The 19,175-nt window shown below is 71.6% G+C and carries 15 protein-coding genes; 12 read left to right on the top strand and 3 right to left on the bottom strand.

What is annotated here, in order from left to right; translation table 11 throughout:
- Positions 1–18 precede the first annotated feature (18 nt).
- Together IGS69_RS13880 and IGS69_RS13875 are read right to left on the bottom strand one after the other, a co-directional pair.
- The gene (locus IGS69_RS13880; protein WP_190899631.1) at positions 19–552 is read right to left on the bottom strand and encodes a GNAT family N-acetyltransferase; all 534 of its coding nucleotides are present in this window, start codon (positions 550–552) and stop codon (positions 19–21) included.
- A gap of 21 nt (positions 553–573) precedes the next feature.
- Positions 574–2,067 carry an MFS transporter gene (locus IGS69_RS13875; RefSeq protein ID WP_190899629.1) on the bottom strand — a complete coding sequence of 498 codons (1,494 nt, stop codon included), beginning with the start codon at positions 2,065–2,067 and terminating at the stop codon, positions 574–576.
- A gap of 469 nt (positions 2,068–2,536) precedes the next feature.
- Between IGS69_RS13875 and IGS69_RS13870 the strand changes: the two genes are divergently transcribed.
- The 3 genes from IGS69_RS13870 (at position 2,537) to mfd (ending at position 9,674) form a co-directional block, all read left to right on the top strand.
- Complete coding sequence (locus tag IGS69_RS13870) at positions 2,537–3,325, top strand: ABC transporter ATP-binding protein (protein WP_030844842.1); 789 nt, start codon at positions 2,537–2,539, stop codon at positions 3,323–3,325.
- Positions 3,322–5,901, top strand: a complete 2,580-nt coding sequence (locus IGS69_RS13865; RefSeq protein ID WP_190899627.1) for an ABC transporter permease — start codon at positions 3,322–3,324, stop codon at positions 5,899–5,901. Before IGS69_RS13870 ends, IGS69_RS13865 begins: the two co-directional genes overlap by 4 nt.
- 239 nt (positions 5,902–6,140) lie before the next feature.
- A complete protein-coding gene (mfd, locus tag IGS69_RS13860; protein WP_190899625.1) occupies positions 6,141–9,674 on the top strand; it encodes a transcription-repair coupling factor in 3,534 nt (1,177 codons plus the stop codon).
- 220 nt (positions 9,675–9,894) lie between these two features.
- Here mfd and IGS69_RS13855 read toward each other — a convergent pair whose 3' ends face one another.
- Complete coding sequence (locus tag IGS69_RS13855; RefSeq protein ID WP_190899623.1) at positions 9,895–10,080, bottom strand: antitoxin; 186 nt, start codon at positions 10,078–10,080, stop codon at positions 9,895–9,897.
- A 197-nt stretch (positions 10,081–10,277) separates the two neighbouring features.
- Between IGS69_RS13855 and IGS69_RS13850 the strand changes: the two genes are divergently transcribed.
- From IGS69_RS13850 to IGS69_RS13810, 9 genes are all read left to right on the top strand, one after another.
- Positions 10,278–11,012 carry an HNH endonuclease family protein gene (locus tag IGS69_RS13850; RefSeq protein WP_190904490.1) on the top strand — a complete coding sequence of 245 codons (735 nt, stop codon included), beginning with the start codon at positions 10,278–10,280 and terminating at the stop codon, positions 11,010–11,012.
- Positions 11,013–11,082: 70 nt separating this feature from the next.
- Positions 11,083–12,438, top strand: a complete 1,356-nt coding sequence (locus IGS69_RS13845) for a tetratricopeptide repeat protein (RefSeq protein WP_190899621.1) — start codon at positions 11,083–11,085, stop codon at positions 12,436–12,438.
- 22 nt (positions 12,439–12,460) lie between these two features.
- Entirely contained in the window at positions 12,461–12,673 is a 213-nt protein-coding gene (locus tag IGS69_RS34615) for a hypothetical protein (protein ID WP_232543512.1), read from the top strand.
- Positions 12,674–12,738: 65 nt separating this feature from the next.
- Entirely contained in the window at positions 12,739–13,482 is a 744-nt protein-coding gene (locus tag IGS69_RS13835; protein WP_190899619.1) for a GNAT family N-acetyltransferase, read from the top strand.
- A gap of 184 nt (positions 13,483–13,666) precedes the next feature.
- Positions 13,667–14,296, top strand: a complete 630-nt coding sequence (locus tag IGS69_RS13830) for a hypothetical protein (protein WP_190899617.1) — start codon at positions 13,667–13,669, stop codon at positions 14,294–14,296.
- A gap of 38 nt (positions 14,297–14,334) precedes the next feature.
- Positions 14,335–15,831, top strand: coding sequence for a serine/threonine-protein kinase (locus IGS69_RS13825; RefSeq protein WP_269783202.1), 1,497 nt, complete (start codon positions 14,335–14,337; stop codon positions 15,829–15,831).
- Between the two features lie 142 nt (positions 15,832–15,973).
- A complete protein-coding gene (locus IGS69_RS13820; protein WP_190899613.1) occupies positions 15,974–16,621 on the top strand; it encodes a SurA N-terminal domain-containing protein in 648 nt (215 codons plus the stop codon).
- 77 nt (positions 16,622–16,698) lie between these two features.
- Positions 16,699–17,718 carry a nucleoside triphosphate pyrophosphohydrolase gene (locus IGS69_RS13815; protein ID WP_190899611.1) on the top strand — a complete coding sequence of 340 codons (1,020 nt, stop codon included), beginning with the start codon at positions 16,699–16,701 and terminating at the stop codon, positions 17,716–17,718.
- A gap of 87 nt (positions 17,719–17,805) precedes the next feature.
- Positions 17,806–19,131, top strand: a complete 1,326-nt coding sequence (locus IGS69_RS13810; protein WP_190899609.1) for a cytochrome P450 family protein — start codon at positions 17,806–17,808, stop codon at positions 19,129–19,131.
- The last annotated feature ends 44 nt before the right edge of the window (positions 19,132–19,175 follow it).

Raw genomic sequence — 19,175 nt, 5'->3', positions numbered from 1 at the left:
CGCGTCACCTGAGGTGGATCAGCGCCCGGGACGCCGGAACACCGAAGGGCTGTCGGGGGCGGCGTCGAGGGACCGGAGGACGTAGCGGACCCCCGGTTGTCCGCCCACCGTCGTGTTCTCCGCCCACGTGAAGCCGTTGCGGGTCAGGACCCTCATGGAGGCGGGGTTGTCGAGGGTCGTGCGCGCGGTGAGGGACGTCAGGCCGTAGTCGGTGGCCGCCAGCCGGCACACCTGCGCGACGGCTGCCGTCGCCACGCCCCGGCCGGCGGCCTGTTCGCCGACGCGGTAGCCGAGTTCGGCGCTGCCGTCGGCCAGATCCATCAGGTTCACCCGGCCGATCAGCTCGCCGTCCTCCCCGAGGACCACATGGAAGCGGCACACGCGCGCGTGCTGCTCGTCGAGGAGTGCCCCAAGGCGGGCCGCGAACCCCGCCGGTGTGAAGAAGGCGTCCCCGCGGTCCGGCACCGTACGCGCGAAGCACGCCCGGTTCGCACGCTCGAACGCCAGCAGCGCGTCCGCGTGGTCCGCCCGCAGGGGCTCCATGGTCACCATGGGGTGAGGATACGGACGCCCTCAGTCCTTGAGCACCGGGAATGTCCGGGGCGCGAGGAACAGCAGCACCAGGAACGCCAGGGCGGCCGCGCCCGCCGCGCCGAGGTAGACCGCGTGCACCGCGTCGGCGATCGCGCGCCGGGTCGCCTCGGGTGCCGTGCCCGGACCGAGCGCCCGCGTCACCGAGTCCAGGTCGCCCGCACCGCCGAGCCTGGCGGCCAGCACCCCGTTGGCGACCGCGCCGAACAGCGCGGCGCCGATCGTCTGGCCGGTCTGGCGGCAGAACAGCACGGACGCGGTCGTCGTCCCACGCTCCGCCCATCCCACCGTCGACTGCACACCGACGATGAGCGGCAGCTGGAACAGGCCCAGCGCGGCGCCCAGCAGCAGCATCAGCAGCGTCGGCTGCCACGCCTGCCCGGGATAGGGCAGGAAGGGGAACGCGAACAGGATCAGCGCGGCCGTGCCGATGCCCAGCATCGCCGTGTTGCGGAAGCCGATCCTGCGGTACACGTGCTGGCTCAGCGCCGCCGACACGGGCCAGCTCAACGTCCAGACGGACAGCACGAATCCGGCGGCCACCGGTGCCAGGCCCAGCACCGACTGGGCGTAGGTGGGCAGGAACACCGACGGCGCGACCATCAGCAGGCCCAGCGCGCCCAGGGCGAGATTGACCGCGGCGATCGTACGGCGCCGCCACACCCAGCCCGGGATGATCGGCTCCGCCGCCCGGCGCTCCACCAGCACCACCACCACGACCAGGGCGAGCCCCGCACCGAACAGCGCCAGCGAGGGCGCCGACAGCCACGGCCACGCCACTCCGCCCTGCACCAGGGCCGTGAGCAGCACGCCGCCGCAGGCGAACACCGCCAGCGCGCCCGCCCAGTCCACGCGCGCGTGCGGGGTGGCTTCCCGCTCCGGCTCGTGCAGGTGACGGACGATCAGCCACAGCGCGAGCGCGCCGATCGGAAGGTTGATCAGGAAGATCCAGCGCCAGTCCGCGTACGCCGCGAGCACCCCGCCCAGGCCCGGGCCGGCCACCGCGGACACCGCCCACACCGTCGACAGCTTCGACTGGATCTTGGGCCGGTCCTTCAGCGGATACAGGTCGGCGGCCAGGGTCTGCACCGTGCCCTGGAGCGCGCCGCCGCCCAGGCCCTGCACGACGCGGAAGGCGATGAGCGCCCCCATGTTCCAGGCCACCGCGCACAGCAGGGACCCGAGCAGGAAGACCACCGACCCGGCTATGAGGACCGGTTTGCGGCCGAAGGTGTCGGAGAGCTTGCCGTACACAGGCAGGGTGACGGTCACGGCCAGCAGATAGCCGGAGAACAGCCAGGAGAAGACGGAGAAACCGCCGAGGTCCCCCACGATCTGCGGGACGGCCGTCGAGACGATGGTCGCGTCGAGCGCCGCCAGCGCCATCGACAGCATCAGCGCCGCGACGACGGCTCCGCGCCGGCCGGTCGTGGCGGGACGTGCGGCCTCTCGTGCCGCGGAACTGGTGCTGCCCACCCGGTGCCTCCCCCTCGCCCCGGCCGCCCCCGCGCCACGGGTCCCGTCGTATGCCTGCCCCTTGCACCTACCTGCCGCGGACAGCTTCCCACTTGACCCTGACGCAGCGGGAGGGTGGAGCCTGACTGGGCCGACAGGTGGAGCAAACCCTGAGATCGCCTCCACCCTGCGGTGGACTGCCCCTAGGGGTACCTCCGTACTACGACCTGGGGAGGGTTCGTACCGGCGGAGGACGAGACGGGCGGGGGCTCGTCCTTAACCTGGCTTTACGCCGCCGGGGGGCGGTTGGCACACCGGCGGGGGTGGGGTTTTCCACAGCAAAAGACTGCGCTGAACACCAGGGCGCGGGACCCCTCCCCGCCGGGAGACTGACAACGCGTCGAACGGACCCCTGGTCCGGCAACGCGCACAGCGGCTGTCGATCAGGCGACCGCCTTCACCATCTGCTGACCGATATAGGAGACATACCGTGACTTCGGCTGTGACCATTCCCAGGCACGGGGGTACTGGAGGGCGTACGGCCGTTGCCGCGCGGGCGCGGCAGGTCGTGAAGGCGTACGGATCCGGTGAGACCCGCGTCGTCGCCCTCGACCACGTCGATGTGGACATCGCACGCGGCCAGTTCACCGCGATCATGGGCCCCTCGGGGTCCGGCAAATCCACGCTCATGCACTGCCTCGCCGGACTCGACACCGTGACGGACGGCCAGATCTACCTCGACGAGACCGAGATCACGGGCCTCAAGGACAAGAAGCTCACGCGGCTGCGCCGGGACCGGATCGGGTTCATCTTCCAGGCGTTCAACCTGCTGCCGACGCTCAACGCCATCGAGAACATCACGCTGCCCATGGACATCGCGGGCCGCAAGCCGGACAAGGAGTGGCTGACGCGGGTCGTGGAGACCGTCGGGCTCGCCGACCGCCTCAAGCACCGCCCCACCCAGCTGTCCGGCGGCCAGCAGCAGCGCGTCGCCGTGGCGCGGGCCCTCGCGGCCCGTCCCGAGATCATCTTCGGGGACGAGCCGACCGGAAACCTCGACTCGCGCGCCGGCGCCGAGGTCCTCGGCTTCCTGCGCCGGTCCGTCGACGAACTGGGCCAGACCATCGTGATGGTCACCCACGACCCGGTGGCCGCGAGCTACGCCGACCGGGTGCTGTACCTCGCCGACGGCCGCATCGTCGACGAGATGTACAAGCCGACCGCTGAGGCCGTCCTCGACCGCATGAAGGACTTCGACGCCCGGGGGCGCACGTCATGACCGTCATGAAGACCTCGATGCGCAACTTCTTCGCGCACAAGGGGCGGATGGCGCTCTCCGCGATCGCCGTCCTGCTGTCGGTCGCCTTCGTCTGCGGCACCCTCGTCTTCACGGACACCATGTCGACCACGTTCGACAAGCTCTTCGCGGCCACCTCCTCCGACGTGACGGTGAGCGCGAAGGGCGCCTCCGACAGCGGCGAGACCACCGCCGACAACGGCAAGCCGCCGGTCATGCCGGCCTCCGTGCTGGGTGAGGTCCGCAAGGCGCAGGGCGTGAAGTCCGCCGAGGGAACGGTGTTCTCCACCTCGGTGACGGTCGTCGACGGCGACAAGGACAATCTGTCGCCCTCCAGCGGCGCCCCGACCATCGTGGGCAACTGGAACGACACCGACGCCCGCACCATGAAGATCACCTCGGGTGTGGCGCCCAAGGGCCCCGAACAGATCATGGTCGACGCCGACACCGCCGACAAGCACGACCTGAAGCTCGGCGACGAGATCGGCGTGATCAGCGCCGTCGGCACCCACACCGCGAAGATCTCCGGCATCGCCGACTTCACCGTCACCAACCCCGGCGCCGCGATCTTCTACGTCGACACCAAGACCGCCCAGCAGACCCTTGTCGGCGAGAGCGACGTCTACACCAACGTCAACGTCACCGCGGCCGCCGGCGTCAGCGACGCACAGCTGAAGAAGAACGTCACGGCCGAACTCGGCGGCGACTTCCAGGTGAAGACGGCCAAGGAGACCACCGACGCCAACCAGAAGGACGTCGCGAGCTTCATGAACGTCATGAAGTACGCGATGCTCGGCTTCGCCGGGATCGCCTTCCTCGTCGGCATCTTCCTGATCATCAACACCTTCTCCATGCTGGTCGCCCAGCGCACCCGGGAGATCGGCCTGATGCGGGCCATCGGCTCCTCCCGCAAGCAGGTCAACCGCTCCGTGCTGGCCGAGGCGCTGCTGCTCGGCTTCGTCGGCTCGGTGCTCGGCGTCGGCGCGGGCGTCGGCCTCGCCGTCGGCCTGATGAAGCTCATGGGCCAGATGGGCATGGAACTGTCCACCGACGATCTGACCGTGGCCTGGACGACCCCGGTGGTCGGCCTCGTCCTCGGCGTGGTCGTCACCGTCCTGGCCGCCTACCTGCCCGCCCGGCGCGCCGGCAAGATCTCCCCGATGGCCGCACTGCGCGACGCGGGAGCCCCTGCCGACGCCAAGGCCGGCTGGATCCGCGCCGCGATCGGCACGGTCCTCACCGGCACCGGCGGCTTCGCCCTCTACCTCGCGGCGGCGGCCGACAAGGCCAAGGACGGCTCGATGTGGCTCGGCCTCGGCGTGGTGCTGTCGCTGATCGGGTTCGTCGTCATCGGCCCGCTGCTCGCCGGCGCGGTGGTCCGCGTCCTCGGTGCCGTCCTGCTGCGGATGTTCGGGCCCGTGGGCCGTATGGCCGAGCGCAACGCCCTGCGCAACCCGCGCCGCACCGGAGCGACGGGCGCCGCGCTGATGATCGGCCTCGCCCTCGTGGCGTGCCTGTCCGTCGTCGGCTCCTCCATGGTGGCGTCCGCCACCGACCAGCTCGACAAGACCGTCGGCACGGACTTCATCATCCAGTCCGACCAGGGCCAGCTGATCACCCCGCAGGCGGTCAAGGCCGTGAAGTCGTCGCCGGACCTGGCACGGGTCACCGAGTACAAGTGGACCAAGGCGGACTTCACCACTCCTGACGGCAAGACGCTCAAGGACACGGCGGTCACGGCGGCCGACCCGTCGTACGCGACCGACCTGCGCACCGAGACCGTGGCCGGCAAGCTGCCCGACGCCTACAAGCCCGACTCGATGTCGGTCCACGAGAAGTTCGCCGAGGACCACGGCATCACCCTCGGATCCAAGATCAAGGTCGCCTTCAAGGACGGCTCCGCGGCCGACCTGACGGTCCGGGCGATCACCAGCAGCGACGTCGTGATCGACGCGGGCGCGATGTACACGTCCATCTCGACGCTGGCCAAGTACGTCCCGGCCGACAGGATGCCGTTGGACTCGCTGGTCTTCGCCAGCGCCAAGGAGGGGCAGCAGGACGCCGCCTACAAGTCCCTGAAGTCGGCGCTGCACGACTACCCGCAGTACATCGTGCGCGACCAGACCGACTACAAGGACGCCCTGAAGGACCAGATCGGCCAGCTGCTCAACATGATCTACGGCCTGCTGGCCCTGGCGATCATCGTGGCCATCCTCGGTGTGGTGAACACCCTGGCCCTGTCGGTGGTGGAACGCACCAGGGAGATCGGCCTGATGCGGGCGATCGGCCTGTCCCGCCGCCAGCTGCGCCGCATGATCCGCATGGAGTCGGTGGTCATCGCCCTCTTCGGCGCCCTGCTGGGCCTCGGTCTGGGCATGGGCTGGGGCGCCACGGCACAGCAGCTGCTCGCCCTGGAGGGCCTGGGGGTCCTGGACATCCCCTGGCCGACGATCATCGGCGTCTTCATCGGCTCGGCGTTCGTGGGCCTGTTCGCCGCACTGATCCCGGCGTTCCGGGCGGGCCGGATGAACGTCCTGAACGCGATCGCGACGGAGTAGCCGGCCGGCACACCGTCATCCCGGGGAACCACCGCACACGGGGGTTGCGGGGGGCCCGGCGCCGGGAAGTCCGCTCCAGGACTTCCCGGCGCCGGGTGCTGTGCGCGGCAGGGCTCACACCGGGGCGCCATCCACAGGCCCGACGCCGAGCCGCGCAGCGACGTACGCTGGAGACCCCCGGCCCGCGACGCGCGTCGGGCCAGTCGTGTTGCCCACCCCCTGGACGGAAACCACCCCCCATGAGCCTGCACGGTCTGCTCGACGCCGTAGTCAAGGACGCCGCCCTCGCGGAAGCGATCAGGGCGGCCGCAGACGGCAACCGCATGCACGTCGACATGGTCGGCCCCCCCGCGGCCCGGCCTTTCGCCATCGCCGCCCTGGCCCGTGAGACGGGCCGCCCGGTGCTGGCGGTCACGGCGACGGGCCGTGAGGCGGAGGACCTGACCGCGGCCCTGCGCTCCCTTCTGCCGGCCGAGGAAGTCGTGGAGTACCCGTCCTGGGAGACGCTCCCGCACGAGCGGCTCAGCCCGCGCAGCGACACCGTCGGCCGCCGCCTGGCCGTCCTGCGCCGCCTGGCCCACCCCCGCCCCGACGACCCCGAGACCGGCCCGGTCTCCGTGGTCGTCGCGCCCGTCCGGTCCGTGCTCCAGCCCCAGGTCAAGGGCCTCGGCGACCTGGAACCGGTCTCCCTGAGGACCGGGCAGACCACCGACCTCGGCGAGATCGTCGAAGCCCTCTCGGCGGCCGCCTACGCGCGCGTGGAGCTTGTCGAGAAGCGCGGCGAGTTCGCCGTGCGCGGCGGCATCCTGGACGTGTTCCCGCCCACCGAGGAGCACCCCCTGCGCGTCGAGTTCTGGGGTGACGACGTCGAGGAGATCCGCTACTTCAAGGTCGCCGACCAGCGCTCCCTCGAAGTCGCCGAGCACGGGCTGTGGGCGCCGCCGTGCCGTGAGCTGCTGCTCACCGAGGACGTCCGCACGCGCGCGGCCGCCCTCGCCGAACAGCATCCCGAGCTCGGTGAACTGCTCGGCAAGATCGCCGAGGGCATCGCCGTCGAGGGCATGGAGTCCCTCGCGCCGGTCCTCGTCGACGACATGGAGCTGCTGCTCGACGTGCTGCCCAAGGGCGCCATGGCCGTCGTGTGCGACCCGGAGCGGGTCCGCACGCGCGCGTCGGACCTCGTGGCCACCTCCCAGGAGTTCCTGCAGGCATCCTGGGCCGCCACCGCCGGGGGCGGCGAGGCTCCCATCGACGTCGGCGCGGCCTCCCTGTGGTCCATCGCGGACGTCCGGGACCGGGCCCGCGAGCTGGACATGATGTGGTGGTCGGTGTCGCCGTTCGCCGCCGACGAGGAGCTCGACGGGGACACCCTCAAGCTCGGCATGCACGCCCCGGAGACCTACCGCGGCGACACCGCCAAGGCCCTCGCCGACACCAAGGGCTGGCTCGCCGACGGCTGGCGCGCGGTGTTCGTCACCGAGGGGCACGGCCCGGCGGCCCGCACGGTCGAGGTGCTGGGCGGCGAGGGCATCGCCGCCCGCCTCGACTCCGACCTCGCCGAGATCTCCCCGTCCGTCGTGCACGTGGCGTGCGGCTCGATCGACCACGGCTTCGTCGACCCGGCCCTACGGCTCGCCGTCCTGACCGAGACCGACCTGTCGGGTCAGAAGGCGTCCGGCCGCGAGGGCGCCCGCATGCCGGCCCGCCGCCGCAAGACCATCGACCCGCTCACCCTGGAGCCGGGCGACTACATCGTCCACGAGCAGCACGGCGTGGGCCGCTACATCGAGATGGTGCAGCGCACCGTCCAGGGCGCCACCCGGGAGTACCTGGTCGTCGAGTACGCCCCCGCCAAGCGCGGCCAGCCCGGCGACCGCCTCTACATCCCCACCGACCAGCTGGAGCAGATCACCAAGTACGTCGGCGGCGAGGCCCCCACGCTGCACCGCCTCGGCGGCGCCGACTGGACGAAGACCAAGGCCCGCGCGAAGAAGGCCGTCAAGGAGATCGCGGCCGACCTCATCAAGCTGTACAGCGCGCGCATGGCCGCCCCCGGGCACGCCTTCGGCCCGGACACCCCCTGGCAGCGCGAACTGGAGGACGCCTTCCCCTACGCGGAGACGCCCGACCAGCTCACCACCATCGCCGAGGTCAAGGAGGACATGGAGAAGACGGTCCCGATGGACCGCCTGATCTGCGGCGACGTCGGCTACGGCAAGACGGAGATCGCGGTCCGCGCCGCCTTCAAGGCCGTCCAGGACGGCAAGCAGGTGGCCGTCCTGGTGCCCACGACGCTGCTGGTGCAGCAGCACTTCGGGACGTTCAGCGAGCGGTACGCGCAGTTCCCGGTGAACGTGAAGGCCCTGTCCCGCTTCCAGACCGACACCGAGGCCAAGGCGGTCCTGGAGGGCCTGCGCGAGGGCTCGGTCGACATCGTCATCGGCACCCACCGGCTGTTCTCGTCCGAGACGAAGTTCAAGGACCTCGGCCTGGTCATCGTCGACGAGGAGCAGCGTTTCGGCGTCGAGCACAAGGAGCAGCTGAAGAAGCTCCGCGCGAACGTCGACGTGCTGACGATGTCCGCGACCCCGATCCCCAGGACGCTGGAGATGGCGGTCACCGGCATCCGCGAGATGTCGACGATCACCACCCCGCCGGAGGAGCGCCACCCGGTCCTGACCTTCGTCGGCCCCTACGAGGAGAAGCAGATCGGCGCCGCCATCCGCCGTGAGCTGCTGCGCGAGGGCCAGGTCTTCTACATCCACAACCGCGTCGAGTCGATCGACCGCGCGGCGGCCCGGCTGCGCGAGATCGTCCCCGAGGCGCGCATCGCCACCGCGCACGGGCAGATGTCGGAGCAGGCGCTGGAGCAGGTCGTCGTCGACTTCTGGGAGAAGAAGTTCGATGTGCTGGTGTCCACGACGATCGTGGAGTCCGGCATCGACATCTCCAACGCCAACACCCTGATCGTGGAGCGCGGCGACAACTTCGGCCTCTCCCAGCTGCACCAGCTGCGCGGCCGGGTGGGGCGGGGCCGCGAGCGCGGCTACGCCTACTTCCTCTATCCGCCGGAGAAGCCGCTGACCGAGACCGCGCACGAGCGGCTCGCGACCATCGCCCAGCACACGGAGATGGGCGCCGGTATGTACGTGGCCATGAAGGACCTGGAGATCCGCGGCGCGGGCAACCTCCTCGGCGGCGAGCAGTCCGGCCACATCGCGGGCGTCGGCTTCGACCTGTACGTGCGGATGGTCGGCGAGGCCGTCGCCGACTACCGGCGCCAGCTGGAGACCGGCGAGATCGAGGAGGAGCCGCCGCTCGAGGTCAAGATCGAGCTGCCCGTCGACGCGCATGTCCCGCACGACTACGCGCCGGGCGAGCGCCTCCGCCTCCAGGCGTACCGCGCCATCGCCTCCGCCAACTCGGAGGAGGACATCAAGGCGGTCCGCGAGGAACTCGTCGACCGCTACGGCAAGCTGCCCGAACCGGTGGAGAACCTGCTGCTCGTCGCGGGTCTGCGCATGTTCGCGCGGGCGTGCGACGTCGGCGAGATCGTGCTCCAGGGCAACAACATCCGGTTCGCGCCGGTGGAGTTGCGCGAGTCGCAGGAGCTGCGGCTGAAGCGGCTGTACCCCGGCGTCGTCATCAAGCCGGCCGTGCACCAGGTGCTGGTGCCGCGCCCGAAGACCGCGAAGGTGGGCGGCAAGCCGCTGGTCGGGCGGGAACTGCTGGCGTGGGTCGGGGAGTTCCTGACGTCGGTGCTGGGGTCGTGACGCGTCGGCTGCGCTGAGGGCACGTCAGGCCACCGTCCGTGCCTGTGCACCGGTTGCCCGGTGCGGCGGGGCCGCTGCCGGGCTTGTGCGCGTCGGCCTGACGCGGTACCCGGCTGAGCCGGTCGCGCACGGCGACCGGCTCGCGGCGGTCGTGGAACACCTGCGGCCGCCCGCGGGAGACATCCATGGGTCTCCGCGGACGGCCTCGGAGTCGGAGGCCTTACTGCTGTTCGGGCCGTTCCCGGTCGCGGTCCATGCCCAGCGAGCCCTCGACGCGCTGCTGGCCGGAGTCGACCTGGTCTTCGTACTTGCCGCCGGTCCTCTCGTTGGTCCGCTCTTCCGCGGCGTCAGAGCCCTGCTTGCCCTTGTTCCGCGCCTGGCTCTTGAACTTGTCGAAGATGCCCATGCAAAGCTCCCTCCGGAGATGACTCAGAATCGACGATACGCGCCAGATGTGAAGAATGCGCATTGAGGCCCGATGTGGTCTGAACCTCTTCCTCGCTACGGTGTGACCGGGCGCGGGCCGCCCGTGCCGGAGCGGAACAGACGGAGGAGGGGCGCAGGGTGACGCGTCTGAGGGGCGGGGCGGCACTGGCTGTCGCGATGGTGTTCACCGGTTCGGCACTGGCCGGCTGCGAGGGGTTGGCCCCGCCCGCGGACGGCGGTGGAGCCTCCGGTTCCGGCGCCCCGGCGGCCGGCGCCGGACGGGCCGCGAACCCGCTGGACAACCCGGGCGGCACCGAACCGGGACTGGCGGCGGTCACCTCCGGCGCAGACAAGGAGAGGGCGCGCGCCCTGACCGACAAGGTGGCGACGAAGGGCCGCGGCCCCAGGACCGGCTACGAACGGGACGAGTTCGGCTACGCCTGGATGGACACGGCGGACGGTGTGCCGCTGGCGAGGAACGGTTGCGACACGCGGAACGACTTGCTGAAACTCCATGGACGGGACGTCGAGTTCCGCAGGGGTTCCGACTGCGTGGTCGTGTCGATGGACCTGTACGACCCGTACACCGGCAAAGACATCGCCTGGAAGAAGGCGAAAGCCACCGAGGTGCAGATAGACCACGTGGTGCCGCTGTCGTACGCCTGGCAGCTGGGTGCCTCGCGGTGGAGCAAGGAGAAGCGGGAGCAGCTGGCCAACGATGTGCTGAATCTTCTGCCGGTCTCGGGCTCCACGAACTCCGCCAAGCGGGACTCGGGCCCGGCGTCCTGGCTGCCGCCGAACAAGTCGATCCGCTGCTCGTACGCGGTCCGCTTCGCACAGGTGGCCCTCAAGTACGACCTCGCGGTGACTACGGCGGACAAGGCGATGATGTCGAAGCAGTGTCAGGACTGACAGCGTCCCGATGACCTTCCCTGCCGGGGGCTGCGGGGCCCGCCGGACGCGGCGGCTAAGGTGCGCGGTCATGGACGCCGCCGATCTCGACCGCCAGGCCCGGACCATGTCCGGCTGCATTCCTCCGCTCCTGGTCTCCCGGCTTCTCGAGCTCGGCCACGGTGAGGAGGTGGAGGTCCAGGCCGGTCGAGGGGAATGGTTCTGCGCGCGGGAGTGGGCGCGGCTGCTCGGTGACCGGGGTCGGCGGGCCCAGGCGCTGGAGGTGCTCGCTCCGTACGTCGCCACGGGCTGGTGGCCGGCCGCCCGGACCCAGGCGGAACTGCTGGAGAGCTGGGAGCGGGCAGAGGAGGCGATCGCGCTGGCCCGGCCGTACGCGGCCACGGGAGGGAACCCGCTGGAGTTCTTCGCGCGCCTGCTGGCCCGGCACGGGCGTACGGACGAGGCGGTCACCCGGCTGAGCGCGGGAATCGACGACTGGCTTCTCGCCACCGCTCTGGTCGACGTCGCCGAAGGAGCAGGCCGGGACGAGGACATCGCCGCGCTGCTCGCTGCCCGGATCCCGGCTCGGCACCGGTGCGACAGCCCGTGGTGCTGCCGCGGTCTCGACCCCGACACGGCGATCGGGCTGCTGGCCACGATCCGTGAACGCCAGGGACGCGTCGACGAAGCGATCGCCCTGCTGCGTACCCGGCAGCACAGCACCTCCGTCAACAACCACGACCAGCTGGCCGACCTGCTGGCGAGACACGATCGGATCGAGGAACTGCGTGCGTACGCGGCGACCGAGTCCCTCGGTCATGCCGCGCGGCGCCTGGCCGAGGTGCTGGAGGAGCGCGGTGACGTGGAAGGCGCGATCGCCGTCCACCGGCAGCCGGGCGACTCGCCGATCCACCCGTGCCACGGTGCGGTGCAACTGGCGCAGCTCCTGGCACGGCACGGCCGGGGGGACGAAGCGGTCGAGGTGATGCGGGTCCTGGCCGAGGACCACAACGGGGACGACTGGATCCTGCACACGTGGTCCGAGCTGTGCCTCGAACAGGGCCGCCCCGAGGACGGCCTGGCGCACCTCGACGCCCTCGCTGCCGCGCGCGGGGGCGCTGAGGACTGGGACCTGTACTGGATACGGCTGCCGCTGATCGCTGCCCGTGACGGCGTCGACGAAGCGATCGCACGGGCCCGCTCCCACCCCGAGGGCGCCACCTCGTACGCGGCGCCGCACATCGCCGGGCTGCTCGCCGTCGCCGGACGCACCGAGGAGGCTGTTGCCGTCCTCGAACAGCACGCCTTCGCGAACAGCCATGACCTGGCCGGCCACCTCATCGACCTGGGCCGCGTCAAAGACGCCGTCGCACTCCTCCAGCGGCGTGAGTCCGAGCCGGTCACACCGGTCCGCACCGGCTCGCTCTTCAACGATCCCCCCTTCTGACTCCGCCTCTCACGGCTGTCCGGTGGACGACACGGCGGAGACCGGCTCTCGTGGTGGTGAGGTCTACGGCGTCGGACTGGCCGTCGGGAACGTGGTCGGCGGGCGCGCGGGTCCCGGGTACGCGGCGCCGCTCTACGTGGGGGCCGGGATCGCTCTGACAGCCGTGGCCGTCATGGTGGTCGCCGCACAGCGAGCCAGATTTCCCCAGGCGGCGGACCCGGTGCCGGCGCTGTGACCCCGCGCTGTGACCACGCGGCAATTCGATTCCGTGCGTCCGCCGCCCCTGTCTACTGTGATCGCATGCAGCCGAAGATATCGAGCCTCGCCGACCGCCCGGACATGCTGGAACGGGTCGTCGGCATGGCGGACAGCTGGCCGGAGTTCGTGATCCAGGACCTCGTGGGCGCCGCCCACTTCCCGCGGATCGCCGCCGAACTGCCGGAGTACGTCCTGTTCGCCGAGGACGAGCGGGGCGAGGTCGTGGCGAACGCCTACAGCGTGCCATTCGCGCTCGGAGCCAAACACCGCGGCCGGCTGCCGGCCAACGGCTGGGACACGGTGCTGGTGTGGGCCTTCTCCGATCTGCGGCGCGGAGTCCGGCCCGACACCGTCAGCGCGATCTCGATCTCCGTAGCCCCGCGGGCACAGGGGCGCGGCCTGTCCGGGCTGATGCTCTCGGCCATGCGGGACAACGCCCGGGCCCGCGGCTTCGGCGAGGTCGTCGCCCCGGTCCGCCCCAACGCCAAGCACCTGGAACCACACACGCCGATGGAGGAGTACGCCCGCCGCGTCCGCCCCGACGGCCTGCCCCAGGACCCGTGGCTGCGCGTCCACGCCCGGGCCGGGGCCACCATCGACTCGGTGGCCCCGGCGTCCATGACGGTGGCCGCCTCGCTCGCGGACTGGCGTCGCTGGACCGGCCTGCCCTTCGACACCGACGGCGACATCGAGGTGCCGGGCGCTCTGGTGCCGGTGCGCTGCGAGGTGGAGCGCGGGTACGTGGTCTACGTCGAGCCCAACGTGTGGATGCGGCACCCCCTGTAGGGCTCGACGGACGGTACGGCCGACGACGGGCCGGGGACGGGCTGTTCACACGAAGTGATCAGCATGACAACGGTTCGGTACAACCCGTGACCGGTTTCCCGTGTCGGGCTATACGCTCGGATTCCCCAACAGGGTCTGTCACTCGCACGTCCGTCCCATCGGCCACACCGGTCCAGGAGCAGTCATGTACGGCCACGGCGCGGCGCCGCCTCCCCGCAGCGCGGCAACGGTCATCTCCCTGCGTGTGCTGTTCGCAGCAGCCGGCTTCCTCACCTGCGGGGTGCTGGCCTGCGTACCGCTGTTCCGGGTGGCCGTGCTGCGCGGACGGGCCTTCGACTGGGTGCTGGCCTGGGTGAGCCTGCCCCTGGCCATCGCGTGCTTCGCCGTGGTCGGCGCGCTGCCGGAGAGCGACTACCGGACCGACATCGCGCTCGCCGTGATCCTGCTGCTCGGAGCGGGCGCCGCCATCTACTTCCTCGTCGTGGACATCGCACACCACAGCGAGCGGCGGACGTTCGCCGGTTACGCGCCGCCCCACGCCCCGACCGTCGTGCAGGCCCCGTACGGCTATCCGCAGCAGGCGCCGCCGTACCCCCCGACGTCCACGCCCGTCCCGCAGCAACCCGGGCCGCACACACCGGCCCCGCACGACACGCCCCCGGTCGCGGGCCCGCTCCAGCCGCCGCAGTCCCCTCAGCGCCCCGCCCCGGCCCGCATCGACCAGGTCCGCGCCGAACTCGACGAGCTCAGCGACTACCTGCGCCGGCACGAGGGCGAAGGCCACCGGGACGGCGACCACGAGGGCGGACGGTGACCGCGGCGGCAGGACGTGTCGTCGCCGGGCGCTACGAACTGTCCGCCCTCCTCGGGCAGGGCGGCATGGGCCAGGTCTGGACGGCGTACGACCAGCGGCTCGACCGGCGCGTGGCGGTGAAGCTGCTGCGCCCCGACAAGGTGGCGGGGCAGGACGCGGAGGAACTGCGGCGCCGTTTCGTGCGGGAGTGCCGGGTGACCGCGCAGGTCGACCACCCCGGCCTGGTCACCGTGCACGACGCGGGCAGCGAGGGCGAGGAGCTGTTCCTCGTCATGCAGTACGTCGACGGCGCCGACCTCGGCGACCACCTCGCCGAGCACACCCCGTACCCGTGGCAGTGGGCGGTCGCGGTCGCGGCCCAGTTGTGCGCCGTGCTGAGCGCCGTGCACGCGGTGCCGATCGTCCACCGCGACCTCAAGCCGCGCAACGTGATGGTGAAGCAGGACGGCACGGTCACCGTTCTCGACCTCGGTGTCGCTTCCGTCATGGACGCGGACACCACCCGCCTCACCCACACCGGCACGCCCATCGGCTCGCCCGCCTACATGGCCCCGGAGCAGGCGATGGGCGGCGCCGTCGGCCCCTACACCGACCTGTACGCGCTCGGTGTGGTCCTGCACGAACTGCTCAGCGGCGACGTGCCGTTCTCCGGCTCCACGGCCCTCGGCGTCCTGCACCGGCACCTGTACGAGCCCCCGCTGCCCGTACGCCGCATCCGGCCCGAAGTCCCCGAGGCCCTGGAGGCCCTCGTCCTGCGCCTCCTGGCCAAGGACCCGCAGCACCGGCCCGCCTCCGCGCAGGAGGTCTACGAGCACCTGGAGCTGCTCCTGCCCGCGCGCGGGACGCCCACCGGAGCGGCCCTCGACCCCACCCGCCCCTTCCTGCGCCCGCACGCCCCCTGGCCCGACCGTGCGCGCACCCCCGCGCCGCGGCCCGCGCCGGCCACACCCGTCACAGAGACACCGGGGCAGACGGACATCGCCCGCGCCGTCGACGAGGTCAAGCGGCTCCTCGGCGAGGGCCGTGTCACCCAGGCCGTCGACATCCTCGGGGCGATCCTGCCCGCCGCCGCCGAACAGCACGGCGCGAACTCCCCGGTCGTACGCACCCTGCGCAAGCAGTACGCGGCCACGCTCCTGGACGACGGGCAGTACCGGCGCGCCCTGCCCGAGCTGCGCCGCCTCGCCGACGAACGCGCCGCCGAGGCGGGCCAGGCCGACCCGCAGGCCCTGCGCCACCGCTACGAGGCCGCCCAGTGCCTGGAACAGCTGGGCGAACCGGCCGCGGCGCTCGCCGAGTACCGGGCGGTCCTGCCGTACTACGAGAACCAGTACGTCGCCGCCGGCGGACCCGAGCTCGCGCACGACGTCCGCCGCCGGATCGGGCACCTCCAGCTCGCCCTCGGCGACCGCGGAGCCGCCCACGACACCCTGGCCCGGCTGCTGCACGACGTGGAGCGCACCCACGGCCCCGGGCACCCGCTCGGTGCGGAGATCCGCAGGACGCTGCAGTGGCTGGGCCAGGTCCGCGGCTGACGGGCGCCCGGGGTGAGGCGCGGCGGTGCCGGAAGTCCCGGTGAATCGTTGGTCGAATGGGTTGGCCAGAGCTTGGCCACTGCCTACCATCGATCATCGCAAGACCTTGTGCACCGTCGCACAATCTCCTCGGGAGGTTCCCTTGCACCGCCGCCGTCGCACCGCGCTCGTCCTCACCGCCGCGATCGCCGCCGCGGCGCCCCTTCTCACCGCCTGCGGGAACGACGCGCATCCCGGCGCGGCAGCCGTGGTGGGCGGCCAGCGGATCACCGTCTCGCAGCTGGACGAGAGGGTCGGCGAGGTTCGCGCGGCCCAGCGGGCGGCCGTACCGGACGAGGCGCAGTACCAGCAGGTCATCGCCAGGACCGGCACCCTGACCCGCGACACCCTGCACACCATGGTCCTGGACCGGGTGCTGCACCGCGCCGCCGAGAACGCCGGAGTGAGCGTCTCCCGCAAGGAGATCCAGGCGATGCGGTCCGGCCTGGAGCAGCAGGCCGGCGGGGCGAAGGCGCTTCAGACGACCTGGCTCCAGCAGTACGGCGTCCCGCCGCAGCGCCTCGACGACAACCTCCGCCTCCAGCTGGAGGCCCAGAAGCTCGCCGAGAAGCTCGGCACGAACACCGACCGTCCCGAGTTCTGGAAGGCCCTCTCCGACGCCTCCAAGGACCTGAACGTCGACCTCAACCCGCGCTACGGCACCTGGGACGTCCAGAAGAGCAGCCGTGCCGACGCCAAGACGCCGTGGGTGCGAGAGGTCACGGCGGCGCAGACGCAACAGGGCCTGTAGAGCCCGTCGGCTTGGCGCCCCTCCGGGCCCTGTGGACAACTTCGGGCGCTGTCGGCGACGTGGGATAGCTTCGAACCGTGAACGCCAACAGCCCCGAAGCCACCCCGGGCCCCGAGCGGACCGCTCCCGACGCGGCCGCCGCCCCCGGCCGCATCGTCCTGCTCACCACCAGCCACCGCGTCGCCCCCGGCCTGCTCTCCTGGCCCGCCTGGCAGGCACTGCACGCGGCCGACCGGGTGCTGTGCGCGGACGGCACACACCCGCAGCTGCCGTACCTGCGCGAGGCGGGGATCCCCGTCACCGAGGCGTCCCCCACCGCCCAGGAACTGGTCGACGCCTGCGCCGGCGGGCACACGGTGGTCGTGGTCGCGACCGGCGAGGGCGAACCGGTCCTCACGGACGGCCTGGCCCGCCTCGCCGGCAGCGGCCGTATCGCCATGCCCGAGCTGGAGCTGCTGCCCGCCTCCTACGACCTGCCGGGCGCCCGGTTCCTCGACCTCGTCCAGGTCATGGACCGCATCCGCGCCGAATGCCCCTGGTCCTCCCGGCAGACCCACGAGGGCCTGGCCAAATACGGCATCGAGGAGGCGTACGAGCTGGTCGAGGCGATCGAAGAGGGCGACCGCGACGAACTGCGCGAGGAGCTCGGCGACGTCCTCCTCCAGGTCGTCTTCCACGCCCGCATCGCCGAGGAGGGCCGCCCGGAGGACGGGGAGGAGCCCTTCTCCATCGACGACGTGGCCGGCGGCATCGTCGCCAAGCTGATCCACCGCCATCCGCATGTCTTCGGCGACGCGACGGCCTCCACTCCCGAGGAGGTCAAGGAGCACTGGCTGCGTACCAAGGCGGTCGAGAAGCAGCGCACCTCGATCACCGAGGGCATCCCCCTCGGTCAGCCCGGCCTGGCCCTCGCCGCCAAACTGGCCTCCCGTGTCCGCACGGCGAACCTGGACATACCCCTCCCACCCGTCGAGGGCATCGGCTACGACCTCCTGGCCCTGGCAGTCCGCGCCGAGGCGGAGGGCGTCGACCCGGAGGCGGCCCTGAGAGCGGCGGCCCGCGCGTACCGGGACGCGATCCAGGACGCCGAGGGCTGAGCGGCTGGGGCGGGGGAGTCCCGGGGAGGTGCTCGGCGGAGCCGTGACGGTGGAGGGGCGCTGCTCAAAGCCGGATACCGTCGAGGCGTGACCGACCAGCCCCAGCCCAGCACCCCCGCGACCGCCCCCGACCTCTTCACCTGGGAGTTCGCGAGCGACCCCTACCCCGCCTACGCCTGGCTCCGCGAGCACAGCCCCGTCCACAAGACGCGGCTCCCCAGCGGTGTGGAGGCCTGGCTGGTCACGCGGTACGCCGACGCCAAGCAGACGCTCGCCGACCACCGGCTCTCCAAGAACCCCGCGCATCACGACGAACCCGCACACGCCAAGGGCAAGACCGGGATCCCGGGGGAGCGCAAGGCCGAGCTGATGACGCATCTGCTCAACATCGACCCGCCGGACCACACCCGGCTGCGGCGGCTCGTGTCCAAGGCGTTCACGCCCCGCCGGGTCGCCGAGTTCGCGCCGCGGGTGCAGGAGCTCACCGACACCCTCATCGACGGGTTCGCCGGGAAGGGGTCCGCCGACCTGATCCACGAGTTCGCCTTCCCGCTCCCCATCTACGCCATCTGCGACCTGCTCGGCGTCCCGCGCGAGGACCAGGACGACTTCCGCGACTGGGCGGGCATGATGATCCGTCACCAGGGCGGCCCGAGGGGCGGCGTCGCGCGGTCCGTGAAGAAGATGCGCGGCTACCTGGCCGACCTCATCCACCGCAAACGGGAGGCGCTGCCCGCCGAAGCCGCCCCCGGCGAGGACCTCATCTCCGGTCTCATCCGCGCCTCCGACCACGGTGAGCACCTCACCGAGAACGAGGCGGCGGCCATGGCCTTCATCCTGCTGTTCGCCGGTTTCGAGACGACCGTGAACCTCATCGGCAACGGCACCTACGCCCTGCTCACCCACCCCGGGCAGCGCGCCCGGCTCCAGGCGTCCCTCGCCGCCGGGGAGAGCGGCCTCCTGGAGACCGGCGTCGAGGAACTCCTCCGCTACGACGGCCCGGTCGAGCTCGCCACCTGGCGCTTCGCCACGCAGCCCCTCACCCTCGGCGGGCAGCGCATCGAGGCCGGCGACCCCGTCCTCGTCGTCCTGGCCGCCGCGGACCGGGACCCGGAGCGGTTCGCCGATCCGGACGTGCTGGACCTCTCCCGCCGCGACAACCAGCACCTCGGGTACGGCCACGGCATCCACTACTGCCTCGGCGCCCCGCTCGCCCGTCTGGAGGGCCAGACCGCGCTCGCCACCCTCCTCACCCGCCTCCCGGACCTCCGGCTCGCCGCGGATCCGGCCGAACTGCGGTGGCGCGGCGGCCTGATCATGCGCGGACTGCGCACGCTGCCGGTGGAATTCGCACCGGCGGCACCGGCAGAACCGGAAGCACCGGCTGAAGGTGACGAAACATCAGACCTGTGATCTTCACGTGATCTGCGCGGCATGAACTTGTGACAAGTGATCGA

The organism is Streptomyces tuirus (genome assembly GCF_014701095.1).
In the GTDB taxonomy this organism is placed as follows: domain Bacteria; phylum Actinomycetota; class Actinomycetes; order Streptomycetales; family Streptomycetaceae; genus Streptomyces; species Streptomyces tuirus.
This window is presented reverse-complemented; position numbering and strand designations above follow the sequence as displayed.

What these genes read in the sequence shown, in the direction of transcription:
- IGS69_RS13830 (WP_190899617.1), top strand. Translation starts at nt 13,667, where the DNA reads ATGTACGGCCACGGCGCGGCGCCGCCTCCCCGCAGCGCGGCAACGGTC.
- IGS69_RS13835 (WP_190899619.1), top strand. Translation starts at nt 12,739, where the DNA reads ATGCAGCCGAAGATATCGAGCCTCGCCGACCGCCCGGACATGCTGGAA.
- IGS69_RS13850 (WP_190904490.1), top strand. Translation starts at nt 10,278, where the DNA reads ATGGTGTTCACCGGTTCGGCACTGGCCGGCTGCGAGGGGTTGGCCCCG.
- IGS69_RS13845 (WP_190899621.1), top strand. Translation starts at nt 11,083, where the DNA reads ATGGACGCCGCCGATCTCGACCGCCAGGCCCGGACCATGTCCGGCTGC.
- IGS69_RS13855 (WP_190899623.1), bottom strand. Translation starts at nt 10,080, where the DNA reads ATGGGCATCTTCGACAAGTTCAAGAGCCAGGCGCGGAACAAGGGCAAG.
- IGS69_RS13865 (WP_190899627.1), top strand. Translation starts at nt 3,322, where the DNA reads ATGACCGTCATGAAGACCTCGATGCGCAACTTCTTCGCGCACAAGGGG.
- mfd (WP_190899625.1), top strand. Translation starts at nt 6,141, where the DNA reads ATGAGCCTGCACGGTCTGCTCGACGCCGTAGTCAAGGACGCCGCCCTC.
- IGS69_RS13880 (WP_190899631.1), bottom strand. Translation starts at nt 552, where the DNA reads ATGGTGACCATGGAGCCCCTGCGGGCGGACCACGCGGACGCGCTGCTG.